This window comes from Mesorhizobium sp. M0870 (genome assembly GCF_040319775.1).
Lineage (GTDB): Bacteria > Pseudomonadota > Alphaproteobacteria > Rhizobiales > Rhizobiaceae > Mesorhizobium.
The window spans coordinates 180,542-199,245 of sequence record NZ_JAMYOI010000001.1 but is presented as its reverse complement, the minus strand read 5'-3'; the positions used below and the strand labels follow the sequence as shown (position 1 = coordinate 199,245).

Sequence of the window (18,704 nt, the reverse complement as noted above, 5' to 3'; positions counted from 1 at the left end):
TTGAGCTCAGATCAGGAAAACGACGCGCTTGCGATATCCGCCCAGCAGCAGCAACGCAACCGCCCAGAAAGCCAAGGAGATGTAGGCTGTCACAACAAAGGGATGCGTTGGGAATTCGCCGCTCGCGATTGGCGCACGCACCACTTCCAGGAAATATGTGAACGGATTCCAATGATAGGCATAGTTCTGTATACCGCCTTGCCCATGATAGGCCCAGAAGACTGGCGTAAGAAACGTGCCGACTCGCATGATGTTGCCGACGATGAACTGAGCATCGGGAAAGAATGCGCCCAGGAATGCGAAAACCATTACGATTGCAGGGGTCGCGAGCACAATCAGCAACAACCCCGGGATCGACAAAAGCCACTCAGCGCTGATTCCCAAACCGCTCAGCAGCAGGATGACGATGCAACCCGCGACCGAATAGCTCGCTCGGATGATACATTGCACCGTCAGCCGCATCACATACACGAAGAGTGGCAGCCTCGTACCTTGAATGAAACTGGCTTCGCGCGAGAACAGGGGCACGCTCAGGCTGATCATCTCCATAAGGTAGAACCAGACAACTAGGCCGATCGAGGCATAGGCCGTGTATCCGGCCGAATCCGTGTCCTTGGTCTTGAAAACGAAGATGAAAGTGCCGATGAATGCCAGATAATTGACCAGCATCCAAAGCGGGCCGAGCGTCGTGCGTCTGTGCTGGTCGCCGATGTCCTCATGGGCAAGCGCAATCCAGACCCGGTGTAATCTCATGGCCTTTGAGATGTCGTCAAAAGCGCCGTTTAGTGCCGCAATCATAGCTGGGAGTATCGCAATCCGTTGTTCTGGCGCATTATTCTTCGCTGGCCATAGCGAACCACCAAGCCCGTCTCTAATAGCCATTTCGATGGGCATATGGCAACGCATTGCGTCGTAACGCGGTGGGGAGCAGAGTCAACTGCGGCAAAACTGAACGCATGCTGATGCTGTGTGGCTTATTTAGCGTTTGGTAATGTTGACTTTGCGGCAATCGCCCGAGCAAGATCCATGTTCTCCACTGGACGCCTCTTCCCGAAAAAACCTCTGGCTATGCCCTCGCCCCCGCAGTATGCGATACAGGACGGCGGGGGCCGGGGATGGCACTTGAGTAAGGTGGTTGGTCGCGAAGTATCTTCGTGTTCGCACCTCGCAGGTGTCGATGCCTTTGATCCTGGAGTCTTCTGCCGTCCAATGAATTCTTATCTCGAATCAGTATTAGGGCTCAGGCCACAGATGCGGCGCGCCTTCATCATGGTCCAGGACGTGGTCATGGTCCTGGTCGCCGTGGCGCTCAGCCTCGTCCTTTCGCGGTCTAATCTTTCGTTCGAAGCGCTCTCCAAGGAGGGTCTGGCGACATGGGCGGGCATCGTCGTCATCAGCCATTTGCTGTTCCGCTACAGTGGCCTCTACACCACCGTCTGGCGCTTCGCCTCAACGCCCGACTTCTTCAACATCCTGAAGAGCTGCGCGATTTTGACGTTCACTCTTTACATGGCGTCGCTGCTGCTGCGTTTTTACCGGCCGGTGGCGGGGCTCAACGAGCGTCAGTTCATCGTCTTCTTCCTTGTCTCCTTCACCATCATCTCGGCACCCCGGCTGTTCTACCGCTTCCTGCGTGACGGCGCGAGCTGGGGGATTCTGAGCCGCAAGACCGACATCAGACAGGCCAAGCGCGCTCTGTTCGTCGGCCGGCTCGACGAGGCCGACCTGATCATTCGCTTCACGCGCACGGCGCAACCGGCGGACTATTCCATCGCAGGCATCATGGCGACCGAGCGCGGCGCACCGTTGGGCACGCGGATTCAAGGTGTTCCCGTGGTGGCGGCCATGCCGCGCCTGATCGATGTCCTGGAAGACTATGCGACCGGCACCAAAAGCCTGGACCTGCTGATTTTCGGCAGCGGCGCCGAGCACGAAATCGAGGACTATTCGGAACTCGTGCGCATTGCCCGGCACGGCGACATAAATGTGGTGCAGTTCTCAGGCCTTTCGGAGTTGGAACAGCACGGAAAGCTGGTTCTCGACACCGTTGAGATGGAAACGATCCTGCGCCGTCCGGCGGTCGCGTCCGACATCCAGCGCATCGGCGCCTTTGTCAGCGGCAAACGCGTTCTGGTGACCGGCGGCGCCGGTTCTATCGGCCAGACGCTGGTCAAGCGGTCGCTGGAACTGGGAGCCGAGGCGGTGCTGGTCGCCGACAACTCCGAGTTCGGCATTTTCCAGTTGAGCCAGTATGTTGACGAGAAGGACCATGACCGGCTCAAGGTCCGCATCGTCGATGTCTCGGACCGGCGCCAAATAACGCGTGTCGTCACGGAATTCCGGCCGGACATCATCTTTCACGCCGCGGCGCTCAAACATGTTCCGCTGCTCGAGGAGAACTGGGATTCAGCCATTCAAACCAACATTTTCGGAACGCTCGTCTGCGCCGAGGTTGCCGCCAAGTGCGGGGTTGCGCAATTTGTCCTGATATCGAGCGACAAGGCGGTGGATCCCTCATCAGTGCTCGGCATGACGAAGCGGGCCGCCGAACAGATCATCAGCGCCTTGCATGGCGAGACGGGCGGGCGTGACCCGGCCACCAAGTTCATTGCAGTGCGGTTCGGCAATGTCTTCGGCAGCAATGGTTCGGTGGCGACCATATTCCAGGCGCAAATCGAGGCTGGGGGGCCCGTCACCATCACCGACCGGCGCATGACGCGCTATTTCATGACCGTGGCCGAAGCCGTCGATCTCGTCATCATGTCGGCGGCCGATGCCGCGTCGCGGCAGAGCGGACACGATTATGCCGTCTATATGCTCGACATGGGCAAGCCGGTGCCGATCCTTGAAGTGGCCGAAACGATGATCCGCTTGTCCGGAAAGAGCCCATACAAGGACATCGCGATCCGGTTCACCGGCATCAGGCCGGGCGAAAAACTTCACGAAACGCTGCATGGCGAAGACGAGGAACTCGTCGAACTCGGCATCTCGAAGGTTTTCGGCCTCAGCACGGACGTCGTGGAATGGTCGGATGTCCAGGTCGCGCTCACGGCGCTGCAGCAGTCGGCGAAAAACCAGGACAAGGCTGCCGCGCTCGCCGCATTGGCAGGTCTCGACCGCGCCAAGAAGGCCCGGGAAAGCCCTCATCAGGGCGCGATCCCGAAAACGGCCGGGCAGGCGAGCTAGGCCCGGTTCAGAATTCAGAAAGCGATCTTGGTCGTGAGCAAAGCAGATCTGCGCGTCGCGGTCCTGATGGGCACGAAGGATGGCGCGGCCTTCATCGATGAACAGCTGCAGTCCCTGCTCGCGCAGTCGCACCCTCTGGTCGACCTGTGGATTTCAGACGATGGCTCCGTCGACGGCACGACCGCCATCATCGAGACATGGAAATCCCGCTGGCGGCCCAAAGGTCGGATGACGCTGGTAGAGGGGCCGCGGCAAGGCTTCGCCGCCAATTTCCGCTCCATGATCGTCGACCGACGCATCGAGGCGGACTGCTATGCCTTCTGCGACCAGGACGATATCTGGGAGACCGACAGGCTGGAGAGCGCCATCAGCTGGATGCGGACCCAGGATGCGAAAACCCCGCTGATGTTTTGTTCGCGAACCGCCACCATGACGGAAACAGGAAGTCTTGTCGGCCATTCGCCGCTGTTTGCCCGGCCGCCAACCTTTCGCAACGCGCTTGTGCAAAGCATCGCCGGCGGCAACACAATCCTGCTCAACGCTGCGGCACGCGACCTGCTGGCCAGGGCCTCCACGCGGACCGGGTTCGTCAGCCATGACTGGTGGGCCTATCTCATCGTGACCGCCGCCGGCGGCATCGTCCGCTACGATCCGCGGCCGCTGGTGCGCTACCGGCAGCACGCGGCGAACCTGGTCGGCGCCAACGTGTCCTGGAAGGCAAGGGTGTCCCGGCTTGGCCGCCTGTTCAAGGGGGAATTCGCCGGCTGGACAGACCTCAACCTCGACGGTCTCGCCCTCAATCGCGACCTCCTGACCGAGGACGCGACGGCATGCCTCGACCTTTTCACCCGCGGGCGTAACGGCGGTCTTTTCCGGCGCTTGGCGGGCTTGCGCCAAAGCGGCGTCTATCGGCAGACCGTTTCCGGAAACCTGGGGCTCTATCTCGCTTTCGTCCTGGGGCGCATCTGAACATTGGCACGAGTGCGTGGCACGCTTGGTCAAAAGATCGGCTCATGCTACTTCGACCGGATTGACGGCATTTGCCTGCGGCGTTGCCTCGGGACTTCGGCAGGGAGTACTATCGGCCGTTCATGAAGGCAGCCAAGCAAATCTTCGATATTGCCGGTGCGGCTCTGCTGCTGGTGGCCACATCTCCTGTCTTGGCGCTCACCGTCCTTGCCGTTCGGGCATCGTCGCCGGGCCCGGCTATTTTTTCACAGGTGCGGGTCGGCCGTGACGGTCGGCTTTTTCGCTGCCACAAGTTGCGCACGATGTATGTCGGGACGCCGTCACTGCCCTCGCATGAGGCGCCGGTGGATTCCGTGACATCGGTCGGGAAGGTCTTACGGAAGTTCAAGCTCGACGAGCTGCCACAATTCTGGAACGTCCTGAAGGGCGAAATGAGCCTGGTCGGGCCGCGCCCCTGCCTGCCGACCCAAACGGAGTTGATCGAGTGTCGCAGGCGGCTGGGGGTTTTGGCGGCGCTGCCGGGCATAACCGGCCTGGCCCAGATCAGGGGCATCGACATGTCGAACCCGGAGCTTTTGGCTGAAACGGATGCTGCCTATCTCGGGACGGCGTCGTTCTGGCTCGACCTTCGGATCCTGGCTGGGACGCTCTATCGAAGCTGAGCGGAGCATGATCCCAAAACTGGAAGCCGGTTTTTGGGAAAGGTCATGGTCAAACAGGAAGTCGAGATTTATTGAGCCGCGCTAGCTCGGCCAGCCGCTCCAGCGTGCCGGTTTCAGGCACCCATCCTTGCGATATCAGCAGGGCAGGATCGCATATCTGTGTCGCGGTCATGCTGTCCCAAAATGCCTGCTTGCCCAGCATGGCAGCGGCCGGCCGCATCAGGCCTGCCGGCACGGTCATCAGGCGCATCGGCCGTCCGAAACCCCTGCGAAAGGCGGCGATGATGGCGGTGACTGCGACCGGCGGTACATCGGCGCCGACATAGATCGGGCAAAGTGACCCCGAATGGCTCAGCAGGTGCGACACCGCTCGCACTGCGGCCCCGGCAGACATCAGCGAGCGGATTCCCGTCAAGGCGCCGGTCGGCAGCGGCAGTGCCGTATCGGCCAGGCGCATCAGCGTCGCCAGATTTCCCCTCATGCCGCTTCCATAAACCGGAGGCAGGCGCAACACGGCGGCGTCCGAGCGGCCGTGTAACGCGTAAGCGTCCAAAACCTTGATCTCGCCTTCGCGCTTCGAGCGTCCATAGGCGCATTGTGGGGCAGGAAGCGTGTCCTCGTAGATCGTTGCGCTGACGTGCGCGCCGATCACCGCTCGGATCGAGGAGAGATGGATGAAGCGTCCGCTGGCCTGTGCCGCCGCTGCATGCGCCAGCCGCGCGCTCAATTCCACATTGACCGCCCTGTAATCGGCTTCGGTTGCATTTCCCTGATCATTGTTGAGGCCGGCGCAATGGACCACGTCAGTCATATCCCGGGTCAGTTCCAGGAAGGCGGCGGCCGGCGCGTCGAAACCGGGCATCGGCACAGTCTCGTTTTCCGAACCCAGCCTCTCGGGATGGCGGGAGGCGAGGCGAAGCTCGGCACCGGCTTCGCGAAGGTGGCGCACGACAAGACGCCCGATGAAACCTGTCGCTCCCGTGACCAGAACCTTCATGGGCTTGCCCGAAACAGCTCTTTGCTGACTACTCGCTCTTCCATCACTGGCGCAGGTGCCTGCTCTTCCAACAACGGAACCTGGCGGCCGGAGGCGAGATATGTTCCGCTCACCAGGAAGACCATCAGCACCGAGTCCAGAATGTCATGGCCGATCAGGATGCCTGTCATTCCGGCCGTCAGATAGGTGATCACCACGACGACAATCATGGTCGCGCCGAACCGCTCGCTCGGATCGCTGCTGTTTCGCAAGACCCGGACGGCATTTCCAGCGGCAACGATAAAGATCGCCGCCAGCGTCACGGCGCCCAGAATTCCCGCTTGCACCAAGGCGGTCAGGAAGCCGTTGTGAAAATGGTTGAAGCCTGTGTCCATCGCGAACTGCTCATGAAAGCCCTGCTTGATCAGAAGCTGGGTTGCACCCACACCGTGCCCGAACAGTGGCATGTCATGGAATGCTTTGAGTCCGATCTCCCAAAGCGCAACACGTATTCCCAGCGAGGTGTCGTAGTTGCCGCTGGCTCCAAGCGCACCCCAATCGGAGCGCAAAAAGTCGACCCGCCCGGATATCGCCTGGAAGCTGGAAGCGGCGATCACGACGCCGACCGCCGCCAGCAGCAGCAGCAGGCGAACGGCATTCCTGCCTCTGAGCCTGTGCCGGTTGATCAGCATGACGGCGATACCGGTGATCAGCAGTGCCAGCCAGACGATACGCGAGCCGGAATAGATGACGGCGATCGTCCCGGCCAGTGCCGCGTAGAAGAGGGGTGTCCGGGCTTGCTCAATACCGGACAAGGCGCCAGCCACACACATGACCACGGCAAGGCAGACGACGGTTGCGAACACGATCGGATTTCCAGCTCCCCCCTCGGCCCTGACGCCAATCCAATATTGCTGGATGACGGCTATGAGCAGCGCGACAAAGCAGGCGGCCATGCTGGAAAGCACGATGATGCGGGCAAGCGTGGTTTTCTGCGTGATGCTCCAGGTCGAATAGGACACGGGGAAAAACAGGAAGGTCACCAGCGGGATAAGATGCGGCGCATCCCGGGCGAACGAATTGTTGACGATGGAAGCCAGGAGATTGGAGGCGCAGTAGGCATAGATCGCGACCGTCATCCAGATCATGGGCCGGTCGGCGTTGAAGCGCCTTTTCCATAAAGCAATCAGCAGGACTGACGAAAGGCCTCCGCCATTGAATACGAAGCTGACCACCGATCCCAGAACCGGTGGAAAAAAGAAGCAAAGGATGGAGAAGTAGTTGTTGATCCGCGAAGGCGTGAATTGCTGTCTCAGGGATGAAAGCCGGGTCAATTTTCGGGCTCGCTGTCTTCGGCAAGTTTCATGCGGCGGATCTGTTTAGCGAAGTTGAATGCGCTCGCCTCGAAATTGCCCATGCCTCATGATGCACTTGCCCGCTTCCCGAGGCTGGTATAGCGGCTGCCCCCCATTTTCGATAGTGTATAGGGCAGATTGCCACCGAAAATCGGCGGCAGGCGCGGGCCGACCAGAGGAAGTCACTTGAAAGCCGCACACTGGTCCATTCAAGCAATATTTTCCCCGCGTTTTCTGGGCCGTTGAGCTTGCGGGCAGGAATTTCCGGGTTTGCCGGCATCTGTGGAAAATTCATTCTCGAACCATGTGCGGCCGGGCCAGTCTTGCATTGTTCTTGACAATGGCGATCTGCTAGAACGCCGGCACGAGAAAGATTGTCCGGAAACAAGGCTCGAACCGGGCGCGAAGAGCTCGATGATTTGAGGCAAGGTCTTCTGTTGGAAGATACGAAAGAACGCCCACGGCCCATGACAACAGCGCTTACGCATCTTCAGCGGCTTGAAGCCGAGTCCATCCATATATTCCGTGAGGTTGCGGCCGCTTTTGCCAAGCCGGTCATGCTCTATTCGGTCGGCAAGGATTCATCCGTGTTGATGCATCTGGCGATGAAGGCGTTTTATCCCGCCAAGCCGCCGTTCCCCTTTCTTCACGTCGACACGACGTGGAAGTTCCGCGAGATGATCGCCTTTCGCGATCAGATGGCGCAGAAACTCGGCTTCGATCTCCTGGTTCATGTCAACGAAGACGGCGTGCGCGACAACATCAATCCGTTCGACCATGGTTCGAACACCCACACCCATGTCATGAAGACCGTGGCGCTGCGCCAGGCGCTCGACAAATACGGTTTCGATGCGGCCTTTGGCGGCGCTCGTCGCGACGAGGAGAAATCGCGCGCCAAGGAGCGCATCTTTTCCTTCCGCAACGCCCAGCATGTGTGGGATCCGAAGAACCAGCGCCCCGAAATGTGGAAGATATTCAACACCCGCATCGCATCGGGTGAATCGATCCGCGTCTTTCCGCTGTCGAACTGGACCGAACTCGATATCTGGCAGTACATCCTGCAGGAAAGTATCCCGATCGTGCCGCTCTATTTCGCCAAGGAACGGCCGGTGGTGGAACGCGACGGCATGCTGATCCTGCGGGACGACGAGCGCATGAAACTGCGCCCCGGCGAGACAGTGGAGAACAGGCTGGTGCGGTTCCGCACGCTGGGTTGCTATCCGCTGACCGGCGCCATCGAATCGGACGCCGACACGCTGGAAGCCATCGTCGGTGAAATGCTGACGGCACGCACGTCCGAACGGCAGGGCCGCCTGATCGACCGCGATGAAGCCGGCTCGATGGAAAAGAAGAAGCGCGAGGGGTACTTTTGACCATGCGCCACATCATGGCAAAGAGCCTCGCTCCCACCGACGGCGTTCGCGACTATCTGGCTGCGCAGGAGAAGAAATCGCTGCTGCGCTTCCTGACCTGCGGCTCGGTCGATGACGGCAAGTCGACGCTGATCGGGCGCCTGCTGTCCGACACCAAGCAGATTTTCGAGGATCAACTCGCCGCGCTCGAACGCGATTCGCGCAAGCATGGCACGACGGGCGACGACATCGATTTCGCGCTGCTGGTCGACGGTCTGGAGGCCGAGCGCGAGCAAGGCATCACCATCGACGTCGCTTACCGCTTCTTCGCCACACCGAAACGCAAATTCATCGTTGCCGACACACCTGGCCACGAGCAATACACCCGCAACATGGCCACCGGCGCTTCGACCGCCGACCTGGCGATCGTGCTGATCGATGCCCGGCAGGGGGTGCTTCGCCAGACAAGGCGGCATTCGATCATCGCCTCGCTGCTCGGCATCCGCCACGTCGTGCTGGCCGTCAACAAGATCGATCTTGTCGATTTCGATCAGGCGGTTTTCGACCGGATCGTCGAAGACTACGGGCAATTCTCGCGCGATCTCGGCTTCCAGACCATTGTGCCGATCCCAATGTCGGCCCGTTATGGCGACAATGTCAGCCGCCGGTCGGAAAGCATGGAATGGTATTCCGGCCCGACGCTGATCGAGCATCTCGAAACCGTGTCGGTCGACGAAGCGATGGTCGAACTGCCGTTCCGTTTCCCGGTCCAGTATGTCAATCGTCCCAATCTCGACTTTCGCGGCTTTGCCGGCACGGTCGCCTCCGGCTCGGTTGCGCCCGGCGACGAGGTCGTTGTCGCCAAGTCCGGCAAATCCTCGCGCGTCAAGCGGATCGTCTCGTATGGCGGCGATCTCGCCCAGGCGGCCGCCGGCCAGGCCGTCACGCTCGTCCTCGATGACGAAGTCGAAATCTCGCGCGGCAACATGCTGGTTTCGCCTGCCGCACGGCCGCAAGTCGCCGACCAGTTCGCCGCCAACATCGTCTGGTTCGACGAGCATGCGTTGCTACCAGGCCGCTCTTACATCCTGCGCACCGAGACCGACCAGACCAGCGCCACCGTCACCGACCTAAAATATCGGATCAACGTCAATGACTTTGCCCATGAAGCGGCCAAGTCGCTCGAAATGAACGAAGTCGGCATCTGCAACATCTCGACGCGGACGCCGATCGCCTTCGATCCCTTCGCCGAAAACCGCACCACCGGCGCCTTCATCCTGATCGACCGCATCTCCAACGCCACGGTCGGCGCCGGCATGATCCTGCACTCGTTGCGCCGTGCCGAAAACATTCATTGGCAGTCGCTCGATGTCGGCAAGCGCGTGCGCGCCGACATGAAGAACCAGCGGCCCGCCGTGTTCTGGTTCACTGGGCTGTCGGGATCCGGCAAGTCGACCATCGCCAACCTGTTCGAAAAGAAGCTGTTCGCTACCGGCCGCCATACCTATATCCTGGACGGCGACAACGTCCGTCACGGTCTCAACCGCGATCTTGGTTTCACCGACGCTGATCGCGTCGAAAACATCCGCCGCGTCGCCGAAGTGGCGCGTTTGATGGCCGATGCCGGGTTGGTCGTCATCGTGTCGTTCATTTCGCCGTTCAGCGCCGAACGGCGCATGGCGCGCGAATTGATGGCCGATGGCGAGTTCATCGAGGTGTTTGTCGATACGCCGTTCGAGGAATGCGCCAGGCGTGATCCCAAGGGCCTCTATGCGCGCGCACTGAATGGCGAGATCAAGAACTTCACCGGCGTCGATTCCCCTTATGAAGCGCCGGAAACCCCGGAGATCCATCTGCGGACACTCGGCAAGTCGGCCGAAGAGATGGTCGACGCCCTGGAACACTGGCTGAACGAGCGCGACATTGCCGAAGACCAATACGATAGCGGCGGCGGCATCTGACGACAGGCTGATGCTCGAAATCTTCGAGCGCCTGGCCTTGTCGGCCGGGCGCGAGGTGATGCGCGTATTCCACGCCGGCTGTGCGGTTGACCGCAAGTCCGACGCCTCGCCGGTGACCGAGGCGGACCGCGAGAGCGAAAAGATCATTCTCGCCGGACTGCGTGCCGCATTTCCCGATATCCCCTGCGTGGCCGAGGAAGAAGCTTCCGCCGGCATCGTGCCGCCCGACCTGGACGGGGCTTTTTTTCTGATCGATCCGCTCGATGGGACCAAGGAGTTCGTTAACCGCCGCACCGATTTCACCGTCAACATAGCGCTGGTTCGCGATGGCGTGCCGGAAGTCGGCGTCGTCTTTGCGCCCTGTACGGGGCGCTTCTTTTCCGGCCAGCCGGGCAGGGCGGAATCACTCGAAATCGATGGCGATTACCAGGTCGTCGGCCGCCGGTCGATCGCGGCGAGAACGGCCGCGACGCCGCTGGCCGTCGTCGCCAGTCGGTCTCACAACACACCGGAAACCGAGGCCTATATTCGCGACCTGGGTGCCGCCGAAATCGTTTCGGTCGGTTCGTCCTTGAAATTCTGCCTTCTCGCCAGTGCCGAGGCCGATGTCTATCCGCGCTTCGGCCGCACCATGGAATGGGACACAGCGGCGGGCGACGCCATCCTGCGCGCCGCTGGCGGCATGACGCGCACGCTCGATGGCCAGCCTCTGGTTTATGGCAAGCGCAGGCAAAGCGACGACGAGGATTTTGCCAATCCGCATTTCATTGCCAGCGGCAGGGCTGCGGGCCCCGGCTAAGAAAGGCTCGGCAGCTTACTCCGCTGCGGCCTGCGCTGAATTCGAGCCGATATAGTTGCGGATCGTCTCGATGATTTGGTCCTGGTCGGCTTCGCTGAGATAGGGGTGCATCGGCAGGCAGAGGATACGCTTCGGCAGGTCTTCCGAAACGGCCAGGCCGGTCGGCGTGCGCGGGTAGTCGCGATAGGCGACCTGGGCATGCAGCGGCTTCACATAGTAGATGACCGACGGAATGCCCTTATCGCCGAGATGCGCCTTCAGCCCGTCGCGCTTGGGTGTCTCGATGGCGTACTGCGCCCAGGCCGAACGGCTGCCGTCCAGATTGCGGGCCGCGGTGACGATGTCGCCAAGCCCGTCGGCATAGCGCTTTGCCACCACCTGGCGCGCAACCATCTCGTCTTCGAGGATGGCCAGCTTCTCGATCAGGATCGCCGCCTGTATCGTGTCGAGCCGCGAATTGATGCCGACGCGGACATTGTCATATTGCGTTTCGCCCTTGCCGTGGAAGGCGAAGGATCTGAGCTGCTCGGCCAGCGCATCATCATTGGTGAACATCGCGCCGCCATCGCCGTAGCAGCCAAGCGGCTTGGCCGGATAGAAGCTGGTCGATCCGACATGGCCGAAAGCACCGCACATCTTGCCGTCGAGCGAACCGCCCATCGACTGGGCGGCATCCTCGATCACCATCAGCCCTTCGCGGTTGGCGATCGCCATGATCGCCTCGTAGTCGGCGGCAAGGCCGAACAGATCGACGGGAATGATTGCCTTCGGCTTCAGCCGGCCTTGCTTCTTGATCATGGCGATGGCCGCTTCGAGGCTGGCAATGTCGATGTTGTAGCTATGCGGGTCGACATCGACGAACACCGGCTCGGCCTTGGCCAGCGCCACCACTTCGGCGGTGGCGGCGAAAGTGAAGCTCGGCACGAACACCGCGTCACCCGGGCCGATGCCGGCCGCAAACAGCGGCAACAGCAGCGCGTCGGTGCCGTTGGCGCAGGCCACGACATGCTTGGTGCCGATATAGGCGGCAAGCTTATTCTCGAATTCGGTGACTTGCGGGCCAAGAATATAACGGCCTTCGTCGACGACACGGTCGATCGCGGCCTTCAGCCGGTCGCGGATTCGTTCGCGCTGCGCGCCAAGATCGATGAACTGCATGTCGGCCTCAAAACGGGTTAGCCAGATAATCGGCCGCTGGTACCAGAGTTGCGCTTGCCGAGAAAGCCGGGCAGGCGGAGCGCTAAATTGCCCAAGTGTCGCAGTCCGTTACCAGTATTTCCCGGCGAATGTCAGCCAGATGCCGGAAATCCGGGCTTCGTCGGGCGCCATCCCGCCCTCATAGCCCTGGAAAGAGCCCCTGCGAAACATAAAGTGATCGATTGGGCTCAGCTTATGTTGAGCGTTGCTCAGGCGATTTCATGTCGCCAGGGTGGATTGGCGCCGGCCCGCGACACGGTCACTGCCGCCGCCTTCGCGCCGAGCGCCAGCGCCTTGTGGATGGCGTCTTTCGACAAGCCGGAAATCGCCGCCTTGGTCAGCAGGCCCTGCTCATGCAAGGAGGCGAGGATGCCGGCGTTGAAGGTATCGCCGGCACCGACCGTGTCGACCACCTCGACCTTTTCCGGCATGACGGTGACGGCATGTTCCCTGGTATAGCCGACGGCGCCTTCGCTGCCATGGGTGACGACGATCAGCTTCGGGCCTCGATCCAGCCAGTTGCGGATGACATCCTCGTGCGAGCCGGCTTCGCCGAACCAGTTCAGATCTTCGTCCGACAGTTTCACGATGTCGGCCATCGCCATCATGGCGCGGATGCGCCTGAGGTGCTTGGCCTTGTCCGGGATGAAGTTCGGCCGGATGTTGGGATCGAGCATCATGACTCGACTTTCATGCTCGCGCCGCATGAATTCCTCATAGGCACTGCCGGCGGGCTCCGAAATCAGGCTGATGGCACCGAACAGCATGGCTTCGATCTCGCTGCCAAGCTGCGGTAGGTCGTCGACGGTCAGCATGCGGCCGGCGGTGTTCTCGTCATAGAAAGTGTAGGTCGCCTGGCCGTTGGTGAGCTTGACGAAGGCCAGCGTCGTTGGCCGTGGTGAGGTGTGCGCATAGGTGGAGCTGACCTTGCTTGCCCCCAGCGCATCCCGGAATTGGCCGCCGAACAGATCCGACGATAGGCCCGAAAAGAAGCCTGCCGGCGCGCCGAGCCGGCCAAGCGCGATCGCCGTGTTGAACACCGCGCCGCCGACATAAGGCGCGAAGGCCGGCTCACCCGCTGTCGTCGTGCGCGGCAGCATGTCGATCAGGGCTTCGCCGCAGCAGAGGATCATGGCTTCCTGGTCTCCGGCGGATGGATCACACCCTTGCGGATGATGATGTTGGCGTAGAGCCGCGGCTCGCTTGTCGCGACGATGGCGTGCGCCGATTTGACCCGTGCATAGAAGTCGGCGCCGGCCAGCGCAACCACCTTGCGGCCTGGCGCCCGTTTGGCGCAGATCGCCTCGATCTCATGATGGACGGGATCGGCAAGCGAGGGATCGCCCTTGACCGAGGCGCGAAACAGCGCCTCCGGCACGGCGTCATCGACAGGCAGGACACTCAATATCGCGTCGAGTACGGGGATAAGAGGGTGGCCATCGGCGCGCACCAGCCGGGTTGCCTGCTGTTCCGCCGGATAGTTTCCGTCGACAAGGGCGATTTCGTCGCCATGCCCCATGCCGCGCAGGATCGCCAGAAGCTCCGGACCGAGCAGCGCCGGAATTCCGATCAGCATCAGGCGCTCCTGGAAATCGTCGTCGAGCCGATCAGGAAGCGTTCGGAAAGTGGCAGGCTGGCGCCGCCGAGCGCCCGGGCATGGATGCCGACGGTTCCCTCGCGAATGGCGGGCAGCTTCAAGCCTTCGCCATCGATCGTGGCGATTGCCGCGATGATGGCGTCGACCAGCCGGCGACGCACCGCCTTCGGCATCCAGCCGTCGATCACCGCCGCTTCGAAATCGATGATCGAGGATGCGGCGACGATGGCGTAGGCGAGCGCTTGCGAGGCGCTGGCGATCCAGTCGTCGAGCTCGGGTCCGATCTCGCCCCAGTCTTCCGGCGAGGTCCACAGATGCGAAGCCTCGATGCCGCGCGCATTGAGCGCCTTTTCGAGCATGGCGATGGAAGCGACATCGATCAGTTGGGTCGGCTTGCCGTCCGGCCCGGGCACCGGCATGGAGCCGAGCGCTCCGGCATTGCCGGTCGGGCCGCCAAAAAGCCGGCCGTTCAGCACAATGCCGCCACCGGCAAAGGCACCGATATAAAAATAGACGAAGTCGCGCGCGGCGCCAGCCTGGCCGAAGACGAGTTCGGCGCCGCAGGCCGACGTGGCATCGTTCTGCAAATAGACCGGAAAATCGCATTGCGCCTGGATGTCGGCCCTGATGTCGCGGTGACGCCATTCGTCCATGACATCGCGCGGGGCGCCGGCGGTATCGGCCCAGTTCCACAATTCGAACGGCATGGCGATGCCGAGCCCGGCGATGCGCTTGTCTTGCGCGGGCGTCAGCTCGCCGCGCATCTGCCGCATGCCGTTGGCGACGAAGTCCACCGTCTCGCGCGGCGCCGGGTAGCGATAGGAATGCTGCAGCATCGAACGGACATGGCCAAGGAAATCTATCAATACCAGTTCAGCGCTGCGGCGGCCGATCTTCAGGCCAATGAAGAAAGCGCCTTCGGGATTGAGCGCCATCGGGATGGAGGGCTGGCCGATCTTGCCGCGCAACGGCGCCTGGCGCAGCAGAAGGCTTTCTTCCTCCAGCTCGCGCATGATGACCGAAACCGTCTGCGCCGAAAGCCCGGTCATGCGGGCGATGTCGGATTTCGCCAGACTGCCGTGCTGGCGCACCAGCGACAGCACCAACCGCTCGTTGTGGTCGCGCATGCCGCTCTGGTTGGTGCCGCGGTGAATGAGGCTGTCACTCACCTCGGGCGAACCGTGCCTCGCAATGGCGGTTTCCACCCTGTTCCTCCCGTCGTTTCCCCTCAATGCTTTTGGGCCAGAATGGGTGAATGAAGCAAGGCTGTCAATAATAAATAAGAGTGATTTAATTATTGACAGAGGCTTCGGCCTGGTGTCTGTTGAGGCAGCGTCCACGCTGGGAGAATTTCGTTGGATGCGCTGCAGGTGCCGGTTGGCCGGCATCGGAATGTTCCACTGGGAGGAAAATCGTGACCAATACAAAACTGTTGAAATCGACCGTGTTTGCCGCCGCGGCTCTGGGGTTGGTGGCGTTTGCGTCGTCCGCATCCGCGGCCGGTGTCGGTGCCTGTCTGATCACCAAGACCGACACCAATCCCTTCTTCGTCAAGATGAAGGAAGGCGCCACGGCGAAGGCCAAGGAACTCGGCGTCGACCTCAAGACCTACGCCGGCAAGATCGACGGCGACAGCGAGAGCCAGGTCGCGGCGATCGAAAGCTGCATCGCCGACGGCGCCAAGGGTATCCTGATCACCGCATCCGACACCAAGGGCATCGTACCGACCGTGAAGAAGGCGCGTGACGCCGGCCTGCTGGTGATCGCGCTCGACACGCCGCTCGATCCCATCGATGCGGCCGACGCAACCTTTGCGACTGACAATCTCGAAGCCGGCAAGCTGATCGGCGCCTGGGCAGCCGCCACGCTAGGCGACAAGGCCAAGGACGCCAAGATCGGCTTCCTCGACCTGACCCCGTCGCAGCCGACCGTCGACGTGCTGCGCGACCAGGGCTTCATGATGGGCTACGGCATCGATGTGAAGGATCCCAACAAGATCGGCGATGAGGACGATGCGCGCATCGTCGGCCACGATGTCACCAACGGCAACGAAGAGGGCGGCCGCAAGGCGATGGAGAACCTCCTGCAGAAGGACAACACCATCAACGTCATCCACACCATCAACGAGCCCGCCGCTGTCGGCGCCTACCAGGCGCTCAAGGCTGTCGGCCTCGAAAGCCAGGTGCTGATCGTCTCCGTCGACGGCGGCTGCCCCGGCGTGAAGTCGGTGGCCGAAGGTGTCATCGGCGCCACGTCGCAGCAATATCCGCTGCAGATGGCAGCGCTCGGCATCGAGGCGATCGCCGCCTTCGCCAAGGACGGAACCAAGCCGAAGCCGACCGAAGGCAAGAACTTCTTCGACACCGGCGTCAACCTGGTGACCGACAAGCCGGCCACCGGCGTGAAGTCCATCGACACCAAGGAAGGCCTCGCCAAGTGCTGGGGCTGATCCCGGTCTGACAGGCATCCAGGGAACCTGAGCGGCCGGGGCTTGATCCCCGGCCGCTTCGGGTGGACGATGGCTCGCGTGACCGCGAACAATCCCGGCAGCAGACCGGAAAGGCGTGGACTGGCGTCGGCGTTTGGCTGAAGCCTACGGGGAGTAAACATGGCTCAAGCTCAGGAATTCGAGAAGGTTCTCTCGAGCAGCGATACAAGCGTTGCCGCTTTTGACGAGCGCAAATCGGCCGTCAAGCGCATCCAGCATTTCCTGCATTCGACGCCGGCCGCGGTGCCGCTGATCGTGCTGGTTCTGGCGATCATCGTCTTCGGCATCACCATCGGAGGGCGGTTCTTTTCGTCCTACACACTGACGCTGATCCTGCAGCAGATCGCCATCATCGGCATTCTGGGTGCTGCGCAGACATTGGTCATCCTGACCGCCGGCATCGACCTGTCGATTGGCGTGATCATGGTGATTTCAGCGGTGATCATGGGCAATTGCGCGGTCAGCTATGGCATGCCGAGCGCGCTCGCCGTGGCGATCGGGCTTGCCGCCGGCGCGGCCTGCGGGCTGCTCAACGGGGTGCTTGTCGCCTACATGAAGCTGCCGCCCTTCATCGTGACGCTTGGCACCTGGAACATCGTCATGGCCACTAACTTCATCTATTCGGCCAACGAGACGATCCGCGACACCGATGTCGACACCCAGGCGCCGCTGCTGCATCTCTTTGCCATCAGCTTCAAGGTCGGCACGGCGGTGCTGACGCTCGGCGTCATTGCCACGGTCGTGCTCGTGATGATCCTCTGGTACGTGCTCAATCACACGGCATGGGGCCGCCATGTCTACGCCGTTGGCGATGATCAGGAGGCGGCGAAGTTGTCGGGCATCCAGACCAAGAAGGTGCTGATGACGGTCTACACCCTTGCCGGGCTGATCGCCGCTTTCGCTGCCTGGGTCTCCATCGGCCGCAACGGCTCGATCTCGCCGTCGGCCGCCGTCACCGACTACAATCTCCAGGCGATCACCGCGACGGTGATCGGCGGTATTTCCCTGTTCGGCGGACGTGGCTCGATCCTGGGCACGCTGTTCGGCGCGATGATCGTCGGCGTCGTCTCCATGGGCCTCAACATGCTGGGCGCCGATCCGCAATGGAAGGTGCTGCTCACCGGTGTGCTGATCATCGGCGCCGTGGCAGTCGACCAATGGATCAGAAAGGTTTCGGCATGACCACGACCCAGGAACCCATTCTCACCGCGCGTGGCCTGGTCAAGCGCTACGGCCGCGTCACCGCCCTCGACAACGCCGACTTCGACCTTTACCCCGGCGAAATCCTTGCGGTCATCGGTGACAATGGCGCCGGCAAATCGTCGCTCATCAAGGCGATTTCCGGCGCTGCCGTGCCCGATGAAGGCGAGATCCGGCTTGAAGGAAAACCCGTCTCCTTCAAATCGCCGATGGAGGCCCGCGAAGCCGGCATCGAGACCGTCTACCAGAACCTGGCGCTGTCGCCCGCGCTGTCGATCGCCGACAACATGTTCCTTGGCCGCGAAATCCGTAAACCGGGTTTTCTGGGCGATTGGCTTCGCATGCTCGATCGCCCGGCGATGGAAAAGCGCGCCCGCGACAAACTTACCGAACTTGGCCTGATGACCATCCAGAACATCAGCCAGGCTGTGGAGACGCTCTCGGGCGGCCAAAGACAGGGCGTTGCCGTGGCACGTGCGGCCGCCTTCGGCAGTCGGGTGGTGATCATGGACGAACCGACGGCCGCGCTTGGCGTCAAGGAAAGCCGCCGCGTGCTCGAATTGATCCTCGACGTCAAGAAGCGCGGCCTCCCGATCGTGCTGATCTCGCACAACATGCCGCATGTCTTCGAAGTGGCCGATCGCATTCACATCCATCGGCTGGGCCGTCGCCTCGCCGTCATCGACCCCAAGCAATATACGATGTCCGATGCCGTCGCCTTCATGACAGGAGCCAAGGCCCCGCCGGAGGCGGCGCTGGCGGCTTGATACATGTCGCCCAAAGTGGCTGGTGCTTGGCAACAGCGGCAAGCACGGAACAGGAATTTGAAGCGCGTCGCGCGGGCCGTCTTGACGCGTCACACTTCAGAATTGCCAAATTGCCGCAGGGGGCAAGCCGGATCGAACCTGTTTAAATCGATTGAATATATGGCGGTATCAGCTAGCATGGGCTGGGAGGAGCGA

General features: G+C 61.6%; 16 protein-coding genes. 9 read left to right on the top strand and 7 right to left on the bottom strand.

Annotated features, from left to right (window positions below):
* Positions 1–6: 6 nt before the first annotated feature.
* Positions 7–894: an ABC transporter permease gene (locus NKH97_RS00930; RefSeq protein WP_245273030.1), complete on the bottom strand. Its 888-nt coding sequence runs from the start codon at positions 892–894 to the stop codon at positions 7–9.
* 357 nt (positions 895–1,251) lie between these two features.
* Between NKH97_RS00930 and NKH97_RS00925 the strand changes: the two genes are divergently transcribed.
* The 3 genes from NKH97_RS00925 to NKH97_RS00915 all read left to right on the top strand — a co-directional run bounded on the left by NKH97_RS00925 (position 1,252) and on the right by NKH97_RS00915 (position 4,817).
* The gene (locus NKH97_RS00925; RefSeq protein WP_352795232.1) at positions 1,252–3,186 is read left to right on the top strand and encodes an SDR family NAD(P)-dependent oxidoreductase; all 1,935 of its coding nucleotides are present in this window, start codon (positions 1,252–1,254) and stop codon (positions 3,184–3,186) included.
* A gap of 33 nt (positions 3,187–3,219) precedes the next feature.
* A complete protein-coding gene (locus tag NKH97_RS00920) occupies positions 3,220–4,155 on the top strand; it encodes a glycosyltransferase family 2 protein (RefSeq protein ID WP_352441341.1) in 936 nt (311 codons plus the stop codon).
* Between the two features lie 122 nt (positions 4,156–4,277).
* The gene (locus NKH97_RS00915) at positions 4,278–4,817 is read left to right on the top strand and encodes a sugar transferase (RefSeq protein WP_352441340.1); all 540 of its coding nucleotides are present in this window, start codon (positions 4,278–4,280) and stop codon (positions 4,815–4,817) included.
* Positions 4,818–4,866: 49 nt separating this feature from the next.
* Here the strand turns inward: NKH97_RS00915 and NKH97_RS00910 are convergent, their stop codons facing one another.
* Together NKH97_RS00910 and NKH97_RS00905 are read right to left on the bottom strand one after the other, a co-directional pair.
* Positions 4,867–5,814 carry an NAD-dependent epimerase/dehydratase family protein gene (locus tag NKH97_RS00910; RefSeq protein ID WP_352441339.1) on the bottom strand — a complete coding sequence of 316 codons (948 nt, stop codon included), beginning with the start codon at positions 5,812–5,814 and terminating at the stop codon, positions 4,867–4,869.
* A complete protein-coding gene (locus NKH97_RS00905) occupies positions 5,811–7,127 on the bottom strand; it encodes an O-antigen ligase family protein (RefSeq protein ID WP_352795231.1) in 1,317 nt (438 codons plus the stop codon). The genes NKH97_RS00910 and NKH97_RS00905 overlap by 4 nt, the downstream gene beginning before the upstream one ends.
* A 488-nt stretch (positions 7,128–7,615) precedes the next feature.
* On the opposite strand from NKH97_RS00905, the gene cysD reads away from it, so the two are divergent.
* The 3 genes from cysD to cysQ are packed head-to-tail and all read left to right on the top strand — an operon-like array spanning position 7,616 to position 11,260.
* The gene (gene cysD / locus NKH97_RS00900; protein ID WP_027035869.1) at positions 7,616–8,521 is read left to right on the top strand and encodes a sulfate adenylyltransferase subunit CysD; all 906 of its coding nucleotides are present in this window, start codon (positions 7,616–7,618) and stop codon (positions 8,519–8,521) included.
* A gap of 2 nt (positions 8,522–8,523) precedes the next feature.
* A complete protein-coding gene (gene cysN / locus NKH97_RS00895) occupies positions 8,524–10,461 on the top strand; it encodes a sulfate adenylyltransferase subunit CysN (protein ID WP_352758979.1) in 1,938 nt (645 codons plus the stop codon).
* Positions 10,462–10,471: 10 nt separating this feature from the next.
* Positions 10,472–11,260: a 3'(2'),5'-bisphosphate nucleotidase CysQ gene (gene cysQ, locus NKH97_RS00890; protein ID WP_023808517.1), complete on the top strand. Its 789-nt coding sequence runs from the start codon at positions 10,472–10,474 to the stop codon at positions 11,258–11,260.
* A gap of 15 nt (positions 11,261–11,275) precedes the next feature.
* Here cysQ and NKH97_RS00885 read toward each other — a convergent pair whose 3' ends face one another.
* The 4 genes from NKH97_RS00885 to NKH97_RS00870 form a co-directional block, all read right to left on the bottom strand.
* Positions 11,276–12,418 carry a DegT/DnrJ/EryC1/StrS family aminotransferase gene (locus NKH97_RS00885; protein ID WP_023808516.1) on the bottom strand — a complete coding sequence of 381 codons (1,143 nt, stop codon included), beginning with the start codon at positions 12,416–12,418 and terminating at the stop codon, positions 11,276–11,278.
* A 248-nt stretch (positions 12,419–12,666) separates the two neighbouring features.
* Positions 12,667–13,590 carry a carbohydrate kinase family protein gene (locus tag NKH97_RS00880; protein ID WP_023808514.1) on the bottom strand — a complete coding sequence of 308 codons (924 nt, stop codon included), beginning with the start codon at positions 13,588–13,590 and terminating at the stop codon, positions 12,667–12,669.
* Entirely contained in the window at positions 13,587–14,033 is a 447-nt protein-coding gene (locus NKH97_RS00875; RefSeq protein ID WP_023808513.1) for an RbsD/FucU family protein, read from the bottom strand. Before NKH97_RS00875 ends, NKH97_RS00880 begins: the two co-directional genes overlap by 4 nt.
* On the bottom strand, positions 14,033–15,259 hold the full coding sequence (locus NKH97_RS00870; protein WP_352441335.1) for an ROK family transcriptional regulator: 1,227 nt from the start codon (positions 15,257–15,259) through the stop codon (positions 14,033–14,035). Before NKH97_RS00870 ends, NKH97_RS00875 begins: the two co-directional genes overlap by 1 nt.
* 209 nt (positions 15,260–15,468) lie before the next feature.
* On the opposite strand from NKH97_RS00870, the gene NKH97_RS00865 reads away from it, so the two are divergent.
* From NKH97_RS00865 to NKH97_RS00855, 3 genes are all read left to right on the top strand, one after another.
* Entirely contained in the window at positions 15,469–16,503 is a 1,035-nt protein-coding gene (locus tag NKH97_RS00865) for a sugar ABC transporter substrate-binding protein (protein WP_502895158.1), read from the top strand.
* A gap of 159 nt (positions 16,504–16,662) precedes the next feature.
* A complete protein-coding gene (locus tag NKH97_RS00860) occupies positions 16,663–17,724 on the top strand; it encodes an ABC transporter permease (protein ID WP_352441334.1) in 1,062 nt (353 codons plus the stop codon).
* The gene (locus tag NKH97_RS00855) at positions 17,700–18,509 is read left to right on the top strand and encodes an ATP-binding cassette domain-containing protein (RefSeq protein WP_352441333.1); all 810 of its coding nucleotides are present in this window, start codon (positions 17,700–17,702) and stop codon (positions 18,507–18,509) included. Before NKH97_RS00860 ends, NKH97_RS00855 begins: the two co-directional genes overlap by 25 nt.
* The last annotated feature ends 195 nt before the right edge of the window (positions 18,510–18,704 follow it).

Coding starts and splice junctions, on each gene's coding strand:
- NKH97_RS00885 (WP_023808516.1), bottom strand. CDS start 12,418: ATGCAGTTCATCGATCTTGGCGCGCAGCGCGAACGAATCCGCGACCGG.
- NKH97_RS00930 (WP_245273030.1), bottom strand. CDS start 894: ATGCCCATCGAAATGGCTATTAGAGACGGGCTTGGTGGTTCGCTATGG.
- cysQ (WP_023808517.1), top strand. CDS start 10,472: ATGCTCGAAATCTTCGAGCGCCTGGCCTTGTCGGCCGGGCGCGAGGTG.
- cysN (WP_352758979.1), top strand. CDS start 8,524: ATGCGCCACATCATGGCAAAGAGCCTCGCTCCCACCGACGGCGTTCGC.
- cysD (WP_027035869.1), top strand. CDS start 7,616: ATGACAACAGCGCTTACGCATCTTCAGCGGCTTGAAGCCGAGTCCATC.
- NKH97_RS00910 (WP_352441339.1), bottom strand. CDS start 5,814: ATGAAGGTTCTGGTCACGGGAGCGACAGGTTTCATCGGGCGTCTTGTC.
- NKH97_RS00860 (WP_352441334.1), top strand. CDS start 16,663: ATGGCTCAAGCTCAGGAATTCGAGAAGGTTCTCTCGAGCAGCGATACA.
- NKH97_RS00880 (WP_023808514.1), bottom strand. CDS start 13,590: ATGATCCTCTGCTGCGGCGAAGCCCTGATCGACATGCTGCCGCGCACG.
- NKH97_RS00925 (WP_352795232.1), top strand. CDS start 1,252: ATGCGGCGCGCCTTCATCATGGTCCAGGACGTGGTCATGGTCCTGGTC.
- NKH97_RS00915 (WP_352441340.1), top strand. CDS start 4,278: ATGAAGGCAGCCAAGCAAATCTTCGATATTGCCGGTGCGGCTCTGCTG.
- NKH97_RS00875 (WP_023808513.1), bottom strand. CDS start 14,033: ATGCTGATCGGAATTCCGGCGCTGCTCGGTCCGGAGCTTCTGGCGATC.
- NKH97_RS00855 (WP_352441333.1), top strand. CDS start 17,700: ATGGATCAGAAAGGTTTCGGCATGACCACGACCCAGGAACCCATTCTC.